Source organism: Chromobacterium sphagni (assembly GCF_001855575.1).
GTDB lineage: Bacteria > Pseudomonadota > Gammaproteobacteria > Burkholderiales > Chromobacteriaceae > Chromobacterium > Chromobacterium sphagni.
In genome coordinates this window covers 2393809-2410253 of sequence record NZ_MKCS01000001.1, presented here as the reverse complement: position 1 = coordinate 2410253, position 16445 = coordinate 2393809, and the positions used below count along the sequence as shown (strand labels likewise).

Annotated in this window: 16 protein-coding genes; 10 read left to right on the top strand and 6 right to left on the bottom strand. The window is 64.2% G+C overall.

Annotation, left to right across the window (positions count from 1 at the left end):
* Positions 1-28 precede the first annotated feature (28 nt).
* The 8 genes from hscA (at position 29) to BI347_RS11340 (ending at position 6209) form a co-directional block, all read left to right on the top strand.
* A complete protein-coding gene (gene hscA / locus BI347_RS11375) occupies positions 29-1888 on the top strand; it encodes a Fe-S protein assembly chaperone HscA (protein ID WP_071115903.1) in 1860 nt (619 codons plus the stop codon).
* Between the two features lie 9 nt (positions 1889-1897).
* Entirely contained in the window at positions 1898-2239 is a 342-nt protein-coding gene (fdx, locus tag BI347_RS11370; RefSeq protein ID WP_071112677.1) for an ISC system 2Fe-2S type ferredoxin, read from the top strand.
* 15 nt (positions 2240-2254) lie between these two features.
* Positions 2255-2449 carry a Fe-S cluster assembly protein IscX gene (gene iscX, locus BI347_RS11365; RefSeq protein ID WP_071112676.1) on the top strand — a complete coding sequence of 65 codons (195 nt, stop codon included), beginning with the start codon at positions 2255-2257 and terminating at the stop codon, positions 2447-2449.
* A 143-nt stretch (positions 2450-2592) separates the two neighbouring features.
* Positions 2593-3228 carry a glutathione S-transferase family protein gene (locus tag BI347_RS11360; RefSeq protein ID WP_071115902.1) on the top strand — a complete coding sequence of 212 codons (636 nt, stop codon included), beginning with the start codon at positions 2593-2595 and terminating at the stop codon, positions 3226-3228.
* Positions 3229-3319: 91 nt separating this feature from the next.
* Positions 3320-3934: a uridine kinase gene (gene udk, locus BI347_RS11355; protein WP_071112674.1), complete on the top strand. Its 615-nt coding sequence runs from the start codon at positions 3320-3322 to the stop codon at positions 3932-3934.
* Positions 3935-4113: 179 nt separating this feature from the next.
* Entirely contained in the window at positions 4114-5298 is a 1185-nt protein-coding gene (gene ampC / locus BI347_RS11350) for a class C beta-lactamase (RefSeq protein ID WP_071112673.1), read from the top strand.
* 103 nt (positions 5299-5401) lie between these two features.
* Complete coding sequence (locus tag BI347_RS11345; protein ID WP_071115901.1) at positions 5402-5728, top strand: hypothetical protein; 327 nt, start codon at positions 5402-5404, stop codon at positions 5726-5728.
* 28 nt (positions 5729-5756) lie between these two features.
* A complete protein-coding gene (locus tag BI347_RS11340; RefSeq protein ID WP_071112671.1) occupies positions 5757-6209 on the top strand; it encodes an LEA/WHy family protein in 453 nt (150 codons plus the stop codon).
* Positions 6210-6212: 3 nt separating this feature from the next.
* Here the strand turns inward: BI347_RS11340 and BI347_RS11335 are convergent, their stop codons facing one another.
* The 4 genes from BI347_RS11335 to BI347_RS11320 all read right to left on the bottom strand — a co-directional run bounded on the left by BI347_RS11335 (position 6213) and on the right by BI347_RS11320 (position 11901).
* Positions 6213-6653 (bottom strand): hypothetical protein, encoded by a 441-nt coding sequence (locus BI347_RS11335; protein WP_071112670.1) that lies wholly within the window; start codon positions 6651-6653, stop codon positions 6213-6215.
* Between the two features lie 98 nt (positions 6654-6751).
* Positions 6752-8635 carry a methyl-accepting chemotaxis protein gene (locus BI347_RS11330; RefSeq protein WP_071115900.1) on the bottom strand — a complete coding sequence of 628 codons (1884 nt, stop codon included), beginning with the start codon at positions 8633-8635 and terminating at the stop codon, positions 6752-6754.
* A 307-nt stretch (positions 8636-8942) separates the two neighbouring features.
* Positions 8943-10829, bottom strand: a complete 1887-nt coding sequence (locus BI347_RS11325; protein ID WP_071115899.1) for a methyl-accepting chemotaxis protein — start codon at positions 10827-10829, stop codon at positions 8943-8945.
* A gap of 130 nt (positions 10830-10959) precedes the next feature.
* Positions 10960-11901, bottom strand: a complete 942-nt coding sequence (locus BI347_RS11320; protein WP_083338829.1) for a LysR family transcriptional regulator — start codon at positions 11899-11901, stop codon at positions 10960-10962.
* An 85-nt stretch (positions 11902-11986) separates the two neighbouring features.
* Between BI347_RS11320 and BI347_RS11315 the strand changes: the two genes are divergently transcribed.
* Both BI347_RS11315 and BI347_RS11310 read left to right on the top strand, forming a co-directional pair.
* A complete protein-coding gene (locus BI347_RS11315; protein ID WP_158020768.1) occupies positions 11987-13492 on the top strand; it encodes an MFS transporter in 1506 nt (501 codons plus the stop codon).
* A 45-nt stretch (positions 13493-13537) separates the two neighbouring features.
* Positions 13538-14182, top strand: a complete 645-nt coding sequence (locus tag BI347_RS11310) for a TetR/AcrR family transcriptional regulator (RefSeq protein WP_071112665.1) — start codon at positions 13538-13540, stop codon at positions 14180-14182.
* 88 nt (positions 14183-14270) lie between these two features.
* Here the strand turns inward: BI347_RS11310 and sucD are convergent, their stop codons facing one another.
* Together sucD and sucC are read right to left on the bottom strand one after the other, a co-directional pair.
* Positions 14271-15155 carry a succinate--CoA ligase subunit alpha gene (sucD, locus tag BI347_RS11305; RefSeq protein WP_071112664.1) on the bottom strand — a complete coding sequence of 295 codons (885 nt, stop codon included), beginning with the start codon at positions 15153-15155 and terminating at the stop codon, positions 14271-14273.
* 27 nt (positions 15156-15182) lie between these two features.
* Entirely contained in the window at positions 15183-16355 is a 1173-nt protein-coding gene (gene sucC / locus BI347_RS11300) for an ADP-forming succinate--CoA ligase subunit beta (protein WP_021478969.1), read from the bottom strand.
* Between the last annotated feature and the right edge of the window lie 90 nt (positions 16356-16445).

The following is a 16445-nucleotide window of genomic DNA, read 5'->3' as shown; positions in this document are numbered from 1 at the left end:
TGAGCAACGACACAAAGACCACCACGACATGGCTCTACTGCAAATCGCCGAACCCGGCCTCTCCGCCGCTCCGCACCAACACCGCCTGGCCGTAGGCATAGACCTGGGCACCACCAACTCGCTGGTGGCCACCGTCAAGAGCGGCTCCGCCGCCGTTCTGCCGGACGAGCACGGCCGCAGCCTGCTGCCATCGGTAGTGCGCTACGGCGCGGATGGCGTGCTGGCGGTGGGATACGAGGCGCAACGCGAACAGAACCGCGATCCGCACAACACCATCGTCTCGGTCAAGCGCTTCATGGGCCGCGGCCTGTCCGACCTGAAAGACATCGGCAGCCTGCCTTACCGCTTCGTCGACGCCCCCGGCATGCTGCAACTGCATACGTGCGCCGGCGTCAAGAGCCCGGTGGAAGTGTCATCCGACATCCTGCGCGCTCTGAAACAGCGCGCGGAAGACAGCCTGGGCGGCGAACTGACCGGCGCGGTGATCACCGTGCCGGCCTATTTCGACGACGCCCAGCGCCAGGCCACCAAGGACGCCGCCCGCCTGGCCGGCCTCAATGTGCTGCGCCTGCTCAACGAACCCACCGCCGCCGCCATCGCCTACGGCCTGGACAACGGCAGCGAGGGCACCTACGTGGTGTACGACCTGGGCGGCGGCACGCTGGACGTGTCCATCCTCAAGCTGAGCCGCGGCGTATTCGAAGTGCTGTCCACCAGCGGCGACTCGGCGCTGGGCGGCGACGACTTCGACCACCGCGTGTTCTGCTGGATGCTGGAATCCGCCGGCCTGTCAGGCCTGTCCGCCCACGACATGCGCCTGTTGCACACCCGCGCGCGCGAAGCCAAGGAAGCGCTGACCGACCACGCCGTCACCCGCATCACCGCCATCCTGTCCGACGGCCAGGCGCTGGACCTGGAGCTGGATCAGAAGCAGTTGCACCAGATCACCAAAACCCTGGTGGACAAGACCCTGCTGCCGGTGCGCAAGGCGTTGCGCGACGCCCGCATCGCACCGGAAGACGTCCAGGGCGTGGTGATGGTGGGCGGCGCCACCCGCATGCCGCATGTGCAGAAGGCCGTGGCCGACTTCTTCAGCCGGGTGCCGCTGACCAACCTCGATCCCGACAAGGTGGTGGCGCTGGGCGCCGCCATCCAGGCCAATGTGCTGGCCGGCAACAAGCAGGACGACGAGTGGCTGCTGCTGGACGTGCTGCCGCTGTCGCTGGGCATCGAGACCATGGGCGGCCTCACCGAAAAGATCATCCCGCGCAACAGCACCATTCCGGTGGCGCGCGCGCAGGACTTCACCACCTTCAAGGACGGCCAGACCGCGATGTCCATCCACGTGCTGCAGGGCGAGCGCGAACTGGTGTCCGATTGCCGCAGCCTGGCCAAATTCGTGCTGTCCGGCATTCCGCCGATGGTGGCGGGCGCGGCGCGCATCCGCATCACCTTCCAGGTGGACGCCGACGGCCTGCTGGCCGTCACCGCGCGCGAGCAGACCTCCGGCGTGGAAGCCAGCATCGAGGTGAAGCCGTCATACGGCCTGTCCGACGACGAAATCAGCCGCATGCTGACCGAGTCGATGGCCAACGTGCATGAAGACATCGAGGCGCGCAAGCTGCGCGAGGCCATCGTCGACGCCGAAAGCCTGCGCGACGCCACCCGCAACGCGCTGGCTCGGGACGGCGACCTGCTCGACGACGCCGAACAAGCCGCAGTGGCGGTCGCGGTGGACACCATCGAGCGAGCCATCGCCGACGGCGTCACCCGCCGCATCAACGAGGCCACCGCCGCGCTCAACCACGCCACCGAAACCTTCGCCGCCCGCCGCATGGACCGCAATATCCAACGCGCGTTGAAGGGCCACAAGATTACCGATCTGTAAGGATACGCCATGCCGCGCATCATCGTTTTGCCCCACGCCGACCTGTGTCCGGAAGGCGCCGTGATAGACAACGCCGAAACCGGCCAGAGCATCTGCGAGGTTCTGCTGGCCCACGACATCGAAATCGAGCACGCCTGTGAGCTGTCCTGCGCCTGCACCACCTGCCACTGCATCGTGCGCGAAGGCGGCGGCTCGCTGAACGAGGCCGACGAGCTGGAGGAAGACCTGCTGGACAAGGCCTGGGGCCTGGAAGCGCAATCGCGCCTGTCCTGCCAGGCCCTCGTCGCCGACGAGGACCTGGTGATCGAGATTCCGCGCTACACCATCAACCACGCCCGCGAGCACCACTGAGCCAGGAGAAGCGACATGAAATGGACCGACGTCAACGACATCGCCATCGAACTGGCCGATGCCCATCCCGAAGTGGACCCGAAAACCGTGCGCTTCGTCGACCTGCACAACTGGGTGGTGATGCTGCCCGGCTTTGACGACGACCATAGCCGCGGCGGCGAACGGGTGCTGGAGGCGATCCAGCAGGCCTGGATAGACGAAGCGGAATAATCCGCCGTTCCGCTCCCCAGCATGCCCCGCCCGCGCGGGGCATGCTGCTTTTTGCAAGCTACGCGGATGAAAAAGCGCGATGGCGGGGGTATGATCCAACAACCTGCGCCGGCAATGACGCCCGCCCGAGATACGGAGCCGCTATGTTCACCCTGGTCATCGGCAACAAGAATTACTCTTCATGGTCGCTGCGTCCCTGGCTGGTGCTGAAAATGCTGGACGAGCCATTCAATGAACAGCAGATAGACCTGTACTTGTCGGACAGCAAGGCCCGCATCCTCGCCGCCAACCCGGCAGGCAAGGTGCCGGTGCTGGTGGACGACAAGCTCAGGGTGTGGGATTCGCTGGCGATCTGCGAATACCTGGCGGAATGCTTCCCCGGCGCCCGCCTGTGGCCGGACGACGCCAGACTGCGCGCCGTCGCCCGCTCCATCGCGGCGGAAATCCACTCCGGCTTCGCCGCGCTGCGGCAGAGCCTGTCGATGGACATCTCGCTCAGGCAGATAGATTACGAAAGCTCGCCGGCGGTGGAGTCCGACATCGCGCGCATCGTCTCGCTATGGGAAGAGCACCGGCAGCGGCATGCGGCCGACGGCGAGTTCCTGTTCGGCCGCTTCTCCATCGCCGATGCCTTTTTCGCGCCGATCTGCACCCGCTTCGAAACCTACAACGTCAAGCTGCCGCACGTCTCGCAGGCCTATGTCCGCCATATCCTGACCCTGCCGGCCATGCAGGAGTGGTATCGAGCCGCCCGCGAGGAAGGGCAACGGCAAGCTTAGTCAATTCTGTCGCAAATCGGGTGGAACAACGCGCCATAAGTCATTAGAATGGCGCGTTTTTTATCATTTCATTACACCAAGGAATCCCGACATGAGCACCCCCTTCATCATTGGCGTTGCCGGAGGTAGCGGCAGCGGCAAAACCACGGTTACCAACAAAGTGCTGGAAACCATTGGTTCCGAGATGGCGGCGGTGATCATCCAGGATTACTACTATCGCGACCAGAGCCACCTGACCTTCGAGCAGCGCCTGGGCACCAACTACGACCACCCTCAAGCTTTCGACTGGCCGCTGCTGATCTCTCACATCGACGACCTGCGCAACGGCCGCGCCATCGAAATGCCGGTGTACGACTTCGCCAACCACACCCGCTCCGACCGCACCGTCACCATCAACCCGGCGCCGGTGATCGTGATCGAAGGCCTGTTCCCGCTGTACGACGCCGCGCTGCGCGAAATGATGTCGCTGAAGATCTTCGTCGACACCGACTCCGACGTGCGCTTCATCCGCCGCCTCAAGCGCGACATCGCCGAGCGCGGCCGCACCATGGAAAACGTGATCGAGCAGTACCTGTCCACCGTGCGGCCCATGCACAACCAGTTCATCGAGCCGACCAAGCGCTTCGCCGACGTGATCCTGCCCCACGGCGCCAACGACCCGGCGGTGGACATCATCACCACCAAGGTGGCCAGCCTGATGGTGTAACCCTGTGTTTGGCACAGGCGACGCTCTGCGCCGCTTGTGTCCTCTCCCTGCTCCCATCTCCGGAACCCGCGTCCTGCCGCGCCAGACCGGAACTTTCCTGTCGCTCCCCGGCTCTGAACCGGCTCCCCGATGGCGTATGCCGTCAGCCCTGCTCAACCACCCCGTGATCGAAAGTGCCCATGCGCCCCGCCAAGCCACGCCTCCTCCCGCTACTGCCGTTTCTGATCGCCAGCCTGCTCTCCGCCGGCAGCCACGCCGCCTCCCGGGGCGATCCCGCCTTCGTCAAGCAAGCCGTGGATCAAACCATACAGCCGCTGATGGAAAGGCTCGCCATTCCCGGCATGGCGGTGGCCGTCACCATCGACGGCAAGCACTACCTCTACAACTATGGCCTGGCATCGAAGCAAGAGCACTTGCCGGTGACGGACAGCACCTTGTTCGAGATCGGCTCGCTCAGCAAGACCTTCACCGCCACGCTGGCGGCTTATGCCCAGGAACAGGGCAAGCTGTCGCTGGCCGACACCCCCGGAAAATACCTACCGGCCCTGCGCGGCAGCCCATTGGACCAGGCCAGCCTGTTGAACCTGGCCACGCAAACCTCCGGCCTGCCCCTGTTCGTGCCGGACAGCGTCAGCGACGACGACAAGCTGATGGACTACCTGAAACACTGGCAACCCAGCCAGCCGATAGGCAGCTACCGCGTCTACTCCAATCTGGGCATAGGCGCGCTCGGCATGATTTCGGCGCAAAGCCTGGGCATGCGCTACGCGGATGCGATAGAGAAGCGCCTGTTCCCCGCCCTGGGTTTGCGCCACAGCTACGTCGAGGTGCCGGCGGACAAAATGCCGGACTACGCCCAGGGCTATACCAAGCAGGATGCGCCGACCAGGATGAGCCCGGGAGTGCTGGCCGCCGAGGCCTATGGCCTGCGCGCCAGCGCCGCCGATCTGGCGCGCTTTTTGGACGCCAATATGCGGCAGGGCAAACTGGACAGCCAGTGGCAACGCGCCGTGGACGCCACCCATGTTCCATACTTCCAGGCCGGCGTGCTGACCCAGGACCTGATCTGGGAGCAGTACCCGTATCCGCTGCAATTGAAGCAACTGCTTGCCGGCAACGCGCCGGATTACATCTATCAAGGCATGCCGGCCCGCAAACTGCCACAGCCCCAGCCCGCCGCTGCCGATGTCCTGATCAACAAGACCGGCTCAACCAACGGCTTTTCCGCCTATGTCGCCTTCCTTCCCGCCCGCAAGCTGGGAGTGGTGATCCTGGCCAACAAGTCCTATCCGTTAGATGAGCGGGTCAGCGCCGGCTACCGGATACTCGGCAGGCTGGACGGGTCCGCCCCGTCCCCGCGCTGAGCCAGGCGGAACGGGCGCGGCCCGTTCCGGCTCCCCATTGACAGAAAGCCCGCGCAGGGTCAAGAATCGCCACGCCATCCGGCACAACCATCTGGAAACAAGCATGCACACCATCAAACCGCGCAATCCGCTGGCTTGCGCAGCCATCCTGAAGAAGGGCGGCGCGCACGCTCAGAGCCGCTCCGGCCAGCGTCGCGCGCAAAAACAGGCGCTATGGGCCGAACTGGAGCAAGACTGGGATCTTGAGCCAAACCACCGGCAATCCCACCATGCAACGGCCGCCGAACAAGACGCCGGCGAGGCGTTTTTGACTAGGCACGCCCCAAAAGAAACAGGCCATCATCCGATGGCCTGTTTCTTTTGGGGCGTGCCGCCCGACAATTCAGCACAGTTCCTTTACACAACGGCACATGCCGCGCCGGTAAAATGACGGATTGCCTCATCGATGGAATCTCGCCATGAAATGGATCGCCACCACCCTGCTGCTATTGCTGCTTTCCGGCTGCGGCTCCTTCGGTCTCAAGAAACCGCAGGTCAGCCTCAGCAATATCGAACCGGGCAAAAGCACGCTGTTCGAACAGAACTTCACCGTCACCCTGCGCATCAACAACCCCAATCCGATACCGCTGAACGCCAGCGGGCTCAACTTCAAGCTGCTGCTGGGCGACGAGCAACTGGGGGAAGGCGCCAGCGCGCAGCAGCTGTCCATCCCGGCCCAGGGCGAGGGCCTGGTGGCGCTGCAGGTGCATACCTCGCTGGCCGCCTGGATCCGCCAATTGGCCAACTGGCAGAAACTGCCGGGGGGCAAGCTGAACTACGAAATCCGCGGCGAGCTGCAGGGCCTGAACGGCCTGGCCAACCTGCCGTTCAACAACAAGGGCGAATGGCAGCTGCCGGGCGCCGGCAAATGAGCGCTACTGGCGCGGCAAGGCCAGGCAGTTGTTGCCGTCGAAGCTGACGCTCAGCACTTCCTGGGTCTTCTTGTCCACCACAAAATTGGTGGTGCACTGGTAATGGATGCTGCCGCCGCCGCTGACGCCGCCATTCACCCAGCGGCCTGGGGTTTCCACCACCCGGGTCTGGCCGTTGCTGTCGGTGACGCTGAGCTTGGTGCCCGGCTCGAAGCGGGTGTTCTGCGTCAACGGCTGCTGCTCGGTGCTTTCCTTGTCATAGGTATAGAGCGTGTTGCCGTTGGGCATCTTCATGCTCTTGGTCGGCGCGCCCCAGGCTCCCAACAGCTCGTTGATGTCGCGGCCCTGCCAGCGGTACACCTTCTGCGCATACCCCTCCTGGGTGGGAATCATCGAGCAGCCTGCCAGGCTCAGCAGCCATAGCGGTAACCACAGTTTGTTCATCGTCAGCCTTTTCTGATTAGCACGTTCTGCCATTTTCCCGCCTGAATAGCAAAAACGCCAGCACAGGGCTGGCGTCGGCGCGGGAAAAGCTCGCTTGTTTACAATTTGAAGCGGCTGAACGCTTCCTGCATGCTGCGCGCCACGCCGTCCAGCGTTTTCAGCGTCTGCTGCGCGCTCTGCAGGGCGGCGTCGGAATCCAGGATCTTGTTGTTGATCGACTCGGTGCTCTGCGCCATCGCGGTGGTGGCGTTGTGCTGCTCGCCGGTGGACAAGGCCACATCGCCGATCTTCTCCACCACCAGCTGCATCGCGCGAGTGATGTCCACCAGCCGGGCGCGCGCCTGCTCGGTCTGCTCCGCGCTGCTGTCCACCGCGCCTATGGTGCTGTGCATATTGCCCACCGCCTTGCCGGTTTCGGACAGGATGTTGTCCACCATCTTGCCGATTTCCACCGTGGCGGAGCCGGTGCGCTCGGCCAGCTTGCGCACTTCGTCGGCCACCACCGCGAAGCCGCGGCCCTGTTCGCCGGCGCGCGCCGCTTCGATCGCCGCGTTCAAGGCCAAGAGATTGGTCTGGTCGGCGATGTCGCGGATCACCCCGGTGATCTTGGAAATCTCCTGCGAGCGCTGCTCCAACGAGGCCAGCAGGCCGGACAGCTCGCCCACCGACTGGCTGGTGCGCGCCATCGCGCCGCTGATGCGCCGCAGCTCCTCGGCACTGGCCTGCGAATTGGCCCCGGTGTCGCGCGCCAGCTCGTCGGTTTCGCGAGTGGCGTCGGCGATGTGGGAAATGCTTACCGTCACCTGCTCGATCGCCGCGGCGTTGGAACTGGAGATGTCGGCCAGCACATGCGAATCCTCGGCCAGCCGCTCCACGTCGCCTCCCACTGCGATCACGCCGTCGGCCAATTGCACCGCCTCACCGCGCAATTCGCGGAACAGGCTGTTCAGGCGGCCGACGAACTGGTTGAAGGCCTCGGCCATCTGCGCCACTTCATCCTCGCCGCTCGCGCTGATGCGGCGGGTCAGGTCGCCCTCGCCCTGGGCGATCTCGCGCAGCGCGTCGCGCACCTGCAGCAAGCCCTTGAGCAGGCGGCGCAGATAGGCGCCGGCCAGCAGCTGGGTCAGCGCCAGCACCGCCGCCAGCGCCAGCAGCATGTCCACCATCATCTGCCGCAGCGGAGCGTCCAAGAGCTCGCGGTCCACCACCACGCCCAGCACCCAGTCGCTGCCCGCCACCGAACTCAGGCGCAGCAGACGGCTGCTGCCTTCCAACTGCACCGTGGCCAGTTGCTGCTTGTCCAGCAGGCTGCCGATGCGGGCGGCGTCCATCTCCGGCATCAGCTCGGACAGCGGCTTGAGCGCGGTATCGGCCTTGGGATAGGCGATCAGCTTGCCGTCCTTTCCCATCAGGAACACGAAGCCGTTGCCCGGCAGCGACACCGACAGCACCGACTTCACCAGTTGGCCGATGGCGATGTCGCCGCCGACCACCTTGTTGCCGCCCGGCAGCGCCTGGGCCACGGTGATCACCAGATCCTTGATCGAAGCGCTGGCCGGCTGATACGGCGCGGTGACGATGGTCTGGCCGCTGGCCTTGGCCATCTTGAACCAGCCGCGCGAGGCCGGATCGTATTCAGGCGTCGGCTTCTGCTTGCCGGGAATGGAATAGACCATGCCCTTGGTGTCGCCATCGCCGACGAAGAGCTGGGTATAGCCGCCGGCTTCGGCCAGCTGCTGCAAGTAAAGAGTGGGATCGGCTTCGCCGCCATGGCGCAAGGCGCTGGCGATGATCTGCCTGCGCTGTTCCAGCCAGCTGGAGACAAAACGCTGCTGGCCGGTGATGGCCAGGTCGAGCTGGGTATCGACGCTGGAGGAAAGGTTGTCGCGGAACTTGAAATAAGCGCTGACGGCGGTGCTGCAGGTCGCCACCAGGATGGCTAGCGACAACAGCAGGGCAATCTTGCTACGGATGGATTTCATGGCAATCAGCTTCTCATCGACTGTTGCCAACCCGCTGAGCGCGAAGCAAGGGCCGAATTGCCCGGCCCTTCCCGCTGCAAACCGCCCACGCATCGCGGGGCGGCAAGTCCATGCCTGGAGCTTGATTGACTGTCGTTTGGCGAGTTGGCGTTTTTTAAGACCGGGTGATTGTAAACAGCGCTTACAAATACCGCGATAGATTAAAACACAAATACTCGAACAGTCTGATTGTCATACCAATAATAGTTGTGCGACATGGCATTTTTGCCACACTCGCCTACGCGGACGCGGCAAGGCCGCCTGGTTTTTATAGCTTGAAGCGGCCAAACGCTCCCTGCATGCTGTGCGCCAGCCGGTTCAGCGCTTCCAGCGTCTGCATCGCGCCTTGCAGCGCGGCATCGGAATCCAGGATCTGGTTGTTGATCGACTCGGTGCTCTGCGCCATCGCGGTGGTGGCGTTGTGCTGTTCGCTGGTGGACAGCGCCACGTCGCCGATCTTGTCTATCACCTGCTGCATCGCGTCGCTGATGGCGATCAGCCGGCCGCGCGCCTGGCTGGTCAGGTCCACGCTGGTATCCACCGCCGACACCGTGCGCTGCATATTGCCCACCGCCTTGCCGGTTTCGCCCAGGATGTTCTCCACCATCTGGCTGATTTCCACCGTCGCCTTGCCGGTGCGCTCGGCCAGCTTGCGCACCTCGTCGGCCACCACCGCGAAACCGCGGCCCTGTTCTCCGGCTCGCGCCGCCTCAATCGCCGCGTTCAGCGCCAGCAGATTGGTCTGGTCGGCGATGTCGCTGATCACATTGGTGATCTTGGAAATTTCCTGCGAACGCTGCTCCAGCGAAGCCAGCAGGCCGGACAGCTCGCCCACCGCTTGGCTGGTCTGCTCCATTTCCTTGCTGATGCGCTGCATGTCGCCGGCGCTCTCGCGCGAGTGCTCGCCAGTGTTGCGCGCCAGCGAATCGGTTTCGCGGGTGGCGTCGGCGATATGCGAGATGCTGACGGTCACCTGCTCGATCGCCGCGGCGTTGGAGCTGGAGATGTCTGCCAGGCGGTGCGAGTCGTTGGCCACCTGCTTCACCGCGCCGCCCACTTCGATCACGCCGTGCGCCAGTTGCTCGGCCTCGCCGCGCAGTTCGCGGAACATGCCGTTGAGGCGGCCGACGAACTGGTTGAACGCTTCGGCGGTCTGCGCCACTTCGTCTTCGCCGTGGATTTCGATGCGGCGGGTCAGATCGCCCTCGCCCTGCGAAATTTCACGCATCGCGTCGCGCACCTGGATCAGGCCGCGCAACAGTCGGGTCAGATAGCCGGAGCTCAAAGCCACCAGCACCAGCAGCACCACCGCCACGCCGCCGCTGATCAGCCAGATCAGCTGGGTCACCGGCGCCAGCACCGCCTCTTCATCCGCCGCCACGCCCAGCACCCAGTCGGTGCCCTCCACCTGGCGCAGGTCCACCAGGAAGGTTTTTCCGTCGATCTCCATCGGCGCCACGTCGCCGCTGGCCACCAGTTGCTGGAAGCGGCTGTCGTCCAGCGCCGGGATCAGTTCGCTGATCGACTTCAGCTCCTGGCCTGGCTTGGGATACGCGATCACCTTGCCTTGGCGGGTCAGCAGGAAGGCATGGCCGCCGCCCGCCAGCTTGATGTCCAGCACCGATTTCACCAGCTTGTCGATCAGGATGTCGCCGCCGACGACGATCTCCTGGCCCGGCGCCTTGTCGGCGATGGTGATCACCAGCTTGTCCTTGGTCTCCGGTTCGGAATCCTTGTACGGATCGGTGACGATCAGGCCGCCCTGGGCCTTGGCCTGCTGGTACCAGGGGCGCTGCGCCGGCTGGTAGTCGGCGCTGGGCTTCGCCCGGCCCGGCACCGAGTAGAACATTTCGCCGCTGTCGCCATGGCCGGCGTAAATGATGTTGAAGCCGCCTCCCTTGGCGATCTGCTGCAGATAGTAGCTGGCCTGCGGATCGCCGGCCTTGCCGAGGCTGGCGCTGATCAGGTTCTTGCGCACACCCAGCCATTCCGATACCAGCCCCCCTTGCAGCTGCAGCACCTGGGTGACTTCGCGCTTGGCTTCGTCGTAAGCGTGGTTGCGGATGTTCAGGCAGGCAATGATGGTGACGCTTAGGGTGGCAACCAGGATGGAGACCGCCGTCAGCAAGATGAGCTTGTGTCGGATGGAGCGCATAAGATGATTAGCCGATGCTGATAAAAGGGCTATTATCCGTCATGGCCAACAACATGCATCGTTAAAAATAACATTATATTTAAATAATCTTGCCGTCTTTAAAGCAAATCCCGCAAAAAACAGCTGCAAACTACTCCTGCTCCCTGCCGGCCAAACCCGCGGATTGCTCTTGCACCAGCCTGTTGAAAAATTGCTGCAGCGGATCCGCATTGCGGCGCGGATGCCATAAATGCTCTATGCCGATCCGCAGATCGGCATCCGCCAGCCGCCGCATTTCCAGCGCATTGTCTCCCCGGCGCAACACGCCGGCTATCATGTCCGGCAGCACCGCCACCGCCGGCAGCCGCTCCAGGATCAACGGAATCGCCAACAGGCTGGCGGTGGAAGCGATCACCCGCCTTTGCCGCCCCTGGCCGCGCAGATAGTCGTCGACCAGGCTGGCGCTGTTGCCGGCGTAAGAGGTATGGATGTGCGGCGGGCGCGCCAGATCCTCCGCGCGCAGCGCGGCGGGCATATCGATCTGCGCTGCGTGGTAGAAGCAGACGAAGCGGCTGACAAACAACGGCTGCCGGCCCAGCCGGGCGGAAGCCTGCGGGAAATAGCCCAGCGCGCCGTCTATCCGTCCGTGCTCCAGCGCGCTCTCCACTTGGTCGGCCGGCATCGCCACCACCTGCAGGATCAATCCCGGCGCCTGCGCCTGCAGCGCGGCGATCAAAGCCGGCAGCAAGGCCGCCTCCAGCAAGTCCGGCATCGCCAGCCGGTACTCGGCCTGCAGCGCGGCGGGATCGAAGACCTGCGGCTGCAGCAGCCGCTGCCCCTGCTCCAGCCAGGCCTCCAGCGGCGCCAGCAGCGACTCCGCCAACGGCGTCAACAGCATGCGCCGGCCATGGCGGCACAGCAGCTCGTCGCCCGTCAGCGCCCGCAAGCGTTTGAGGATGTGGCTGACCGCCGGCTGCCCCAGGCACAGCCTGGCGGCGCTCAGGCTGACGCTGCGGGTGCTGAGCAGCGCATGCAGCGCCACCAGGCTGTTGAGGTCCAGCTTGCGCAGCTGGACGGCATCAATATTATTCACAGTAATATATTAGATGAAAAACATCGATTTTATTAAATAAATCGGGCTCTCTACACTGGGGCATCGCCATCGCCGAATGCCCGCCATGCCCCAGTCCTCCTCCGCCCGCCCTCTGCCGCAACTCCTCGCCATCGCGCTGATCGCCTGGCTGGAATTCCTGCAGAACGGCATGCTCAATTTTGCCTCCTCCCATGTGATGGGCGGCGTCGGCGCCGGACCGGAGGAATTCAGCCTGGCGGCGATGGCCTACGCGCTATGCGCGGTGGTGGCGCTGTTCAACCATCAATGGTGCGTCCAGCGCCTGGGTTCGCGCCGCCACCTGCAAATCTCGGTCGCCTTGTTCGGGCTGGGCGCGCTGATCGCCGGCAATGCGCAGACGCCGACCGCCTTCATCGCCGGACGGGCGGTGCAGGGCTTGGGAGGCGCGGCCTTCTTCACCGCCGCCCGGCTGGAAGTGGCCCAGCTACCGCCGGCCTGGCGCGCCGCCGGCCTGGTGGCCTTCGGCCAGGCGCTGCTGCTGGGTTCGGCGCTGGGCCCGCTGCTGGGAGGAATGATATTGCGCGCCGGCAACTGGCGCGGCATCTTCTGGGCCATCCTGCCCTGCCTGCCGGCCGCGCTGTGGGCCGCGCAGCGCCTGCCCCTGCGCCCGCCGGCGACATCCCGCCCCCGCTACCACTCTTCCGCCTTCATCTGGCTGATGGCGGCCGCTTTCCTGTTGCAATGGCTGATCCAGCAACTGCCCTATCAGTTGTTCGGCCATCCGCAACGGCTGCTGGGCCTGCTGCTGGCCGCCCTGGGCTGCTATGCCGTCCTGCGCCTGCGGCACCCCGGCCGCGCTTCGGACCGCGAGCACTGGCAGGCGCTGAAACAGCCGGCATACTTGCTTGGATTGCTGTGCTACAGCGGCTGCTACCTGCTGGTTTCGGCCAACAGCTACATCCTGCCGGCCATGGCCATCCAGGCGCTGGGTTTCGATGTGCCCGCCAGCGGCGCGCTGTTGGCCATCAGCTTCTTCGCCGGCATGGGCTTCGCCATGCTGTACGCCGGGCTGCTGCGCTCGCGCCGGCCGCCGGGCTTGGCGCCGACCATGCTGTGCGGCTGCCTGCTGCTGGCGCTGTACGGCTGGCTGATGAGCGGACTGAACGGCGAGGCCACCAAGCTGCGGCTGATGCTGATCCTGCTGCTCCACGGCGGCTTCATGTCGCTGTTCATCATGGCCACCGCGCAGCGCACCTTCCGCGACATCGCCCCCGCGGCGTTCGGCCATGCTTACCAGACCAAGAACATCGTGCGCCAGGTGTCCATCTCCGCCGGCATCGCGCTGGCCACGGTATTCATGCAGGCGCGCAACGCGCTGCATTACAGCCGTCTTGGCGAGAATTTTTCCTGGAATACGCCACAGTTTGTCGATGCTTTGCATCAATTGCGACAATTCATGCCCGATTTGAGCGATACTCAACGCTTGGGAGTGCTGGCCGGCGAACTCGCCCGGCAGGCCACGCTGCTGTCCTGCCTGGATTTCTTCCGGCTGGAAAGCTGGATCGCGCTCGGCCTTGCCGCCAGCGTGCCGCTTCTGCGCAAGCGGGTGTGAGCGCGGCCCCTCCCGACCATGTCCGAGTCATCAGGAAAAATCATCATGCGTAAAAGCGGCAGCCAATCGCCGACCTTTGACAAAATCATCGAAGCCAGCCTGCAGCTGTTCAACCAGGAGGGCGAACGGGTGATCACCACCAACCACATCGCCGAGCGGATGAACATCAGCACCGGCAAGCTCTACTATCACTTCCGCAACAAGGAAGAGATAGTCAACGAGCTGTACCAGCGCTACGTGAAGGGCATGGGGGAGCAGCTGTCCGCCGCCATCAACCATTGCAACTCGATAGAGGCGATGGTGGGCGCGATGGAGAAGACACTGCGCCACATCTGGAGTTTCCGCTTCCTGCCGCAAAGCCTGCCCAGCCTGTTCTGCGTCAACCCGGTGCTGGCGGAAAACCACCAGCAGATCTCACGCGGCCAGCTCAACAACAAGCTGGGCCAGCTGTTTGCCCGCCTGCGCGAACAGGGCATGTTGCAAGGCGACGACAGCCAGCTGCAACACCTGGTACAGCACTTCCAGATGGTGCAGACCGGCTGGGTCACCTCCATCCGCAACAGCGCCAGCGCAGCCGAGCTGGAGCGCATGGTGGAGGCCGGCTGCCGCAGCCTGATGTATCTGCTGTCGCCCTACGTCAGCCCGCGCTTCCAGCAGCCGTTCCAGCGCGCCTGCGCCCGCTTCGCCTGATCAGAACCCAATAAAAAACACCCCGAAGATCGCTCTTCGGGGTGTTTCGCATAGCCGGCCCGCTTCGCGGCGGGCCTGAGGCCGTGGCTTAGATCATGCCCTTGCTTTTCAGCAGTTCGAACATGGTTTTGCCGATTTCGGCCGGGCTGCGGGTATAGGCGATGCCTGCGCGCTCGAAAGCCTTGAACTTCTCTTCCGCGGTGCCCTTGCCGCCGGAGATGATGGCGCCGGCGTGGCCCATGCGCTTGCCCTTCGGCGCGGTGACGCCGGCGATGTAGCCGACTACCGGCTTGGTCACGTAGGATTTGGCGAACTCGGCCGCCTCTTCCTCGGCGGAACCGCCGATTTCGCCGATCATCACGATGGCGTCGGTGTCCGGATCATCCTGGAACAGACGCAAGGCATCGATGTGGCTGGTGCCCGGGATCGGATCGCCGCCGATGCCGATGCAGGTGGACTGGCCCAGGCCCAGCGCGGTGGTTTGCGCCACAGCCTCGTAGGTCAGGGTGCCGGAGCGGGACACGATGCCGATGCGGCCCGGATTGTGGATGTGCCACGGCATGATGCCGATCTTGCACTCGCCCGGGGTGATGATGCCGGGACAGTTCGGGCCGATCAGGCGGATGCCGGCTTCGTCGACGGCCTTCTTCACATACAGCATGTCCAGGGTGGGCACGCCTTCGGTGATGCAGACGATCAGCTTCACGCCGCTGTCGATGGCTTCCAAGATGGAATCCTTGGCGAAGGCCGCGGGCACGTAGATCACCGAGGCGTCGGCCTGGGTCTGACGCACGGCGTCCTTCATGGTGTTGAACACCGGCAGGCCCAGATGCTCGGCGCCGCCCTTGCCCGGAGTCACGCCGCCCACAACCTTGGTGCCGACCTTCAACGCCTGTTCGGCGTGGAAGGTGCCGTTCTTGCCGGTGAAGCCTTGCACCAGCACTTTGGTGTCTTTGTTTACCAATACGCTCATTTTGTATTCCTCAGCTCAGTGCGGGTCTCAGGCCACGGCCTTGACGGCGGCGACGATCTTCTCGGCAGCGTCGTTCAGACCCTGGGCGGAAGTCAGTTTCAGGCCGGATTCGTCCAGGATCTTGGCGCCCAGTTCGGCGTTGTTGCCTTCCAGACGCACCACCACCGGCACGGTCACGTTCACTTCCTTGACGGCAGCGATGATGGCCTCGGCGATCATGTCGCAGCGCACGATGCCGCCGAAGATGTTGATCAGCACGCCCTGCACCGAGGTGTCGGCCAGGATCAGCTTGAACGCCTCGATCACGCGCTCCTTGGTGGCGCCGCCGCCCACGTCCAGGAAGTTGGCCGGCTGGCCGCCCTTCAGCTTGATGATGTCCATGGTGGCCATCGCCAGGCCGGCGCCGTTCACCATGCAGCCGATATTGCCTTCCAGCGCCACGTAGTTCAGGTCGAATTCGGAAGCCTTCACTTCGCGTTCGTTCTCCTGGCTCTTGTCGCGTTGCGCCAAGAGTTCCGGGTGGCGATACAGGGCGTTGGAGTCCAGGTTGATCTTGCCGTCCACGCAGGCCAGCTCGCCGTTTTCGCGCAGCGCCAGCGGGTTCACTTCGAACAGCGCGAAGTCGTTTTCGACGAAGGCCTGGTAGGAACCCAGCATCAGCTTGCTGAACGCGGCGATCTGCGCGCCGGACAGGCCCAGCGCGAAAGCGGCGTCGCGAGCCTGGAACGGCTGCATGCCCACCAGCGGATCCACTTCGATCTTGATGATCTTTTCCGGAGTTTCTTCGGCAACCTTTTCGATCTCCACGCCGCCTTCGGTGGAAACCATGAATACGACGCGCTGGCTGCCGCGATCCACCACGGCGCCCAGGTACAGTTCGCGCTGCACCGGGTACATGTCTTCGCACACCAGAACCGAATTCACCGGCTGGCCGGCGGCGTCGGTCTGATAGGTCACCAGGTTGGTGCCGATCAGGGTCTTGGCGACTTCGGCGGCTTCTTCGCGGCTCTTCACCACTTTCACGCCACCGGCCTTGCCGCGGCCGCCGGCGTGCACCTGGGCCTTGACGACGGCAAACTTGCCGCCCAGCTTGTCGTAAGCGGCAGCCGCTTCTTCCGGCGACTTGGCCAGAATGCCTTGTTGCACCGGCAGGCCGTAACGGCTCAGCAGCTCTTTCGCTTGGTATTCATGCAGGTTCATCTATGGTTTCCTTTCGGGGAAATGATGGCGGGCATGCGCCTCTGCCTCTATTCCTTGATCGCTTGCCAAACCTTGTTGGCGGGACCGGTC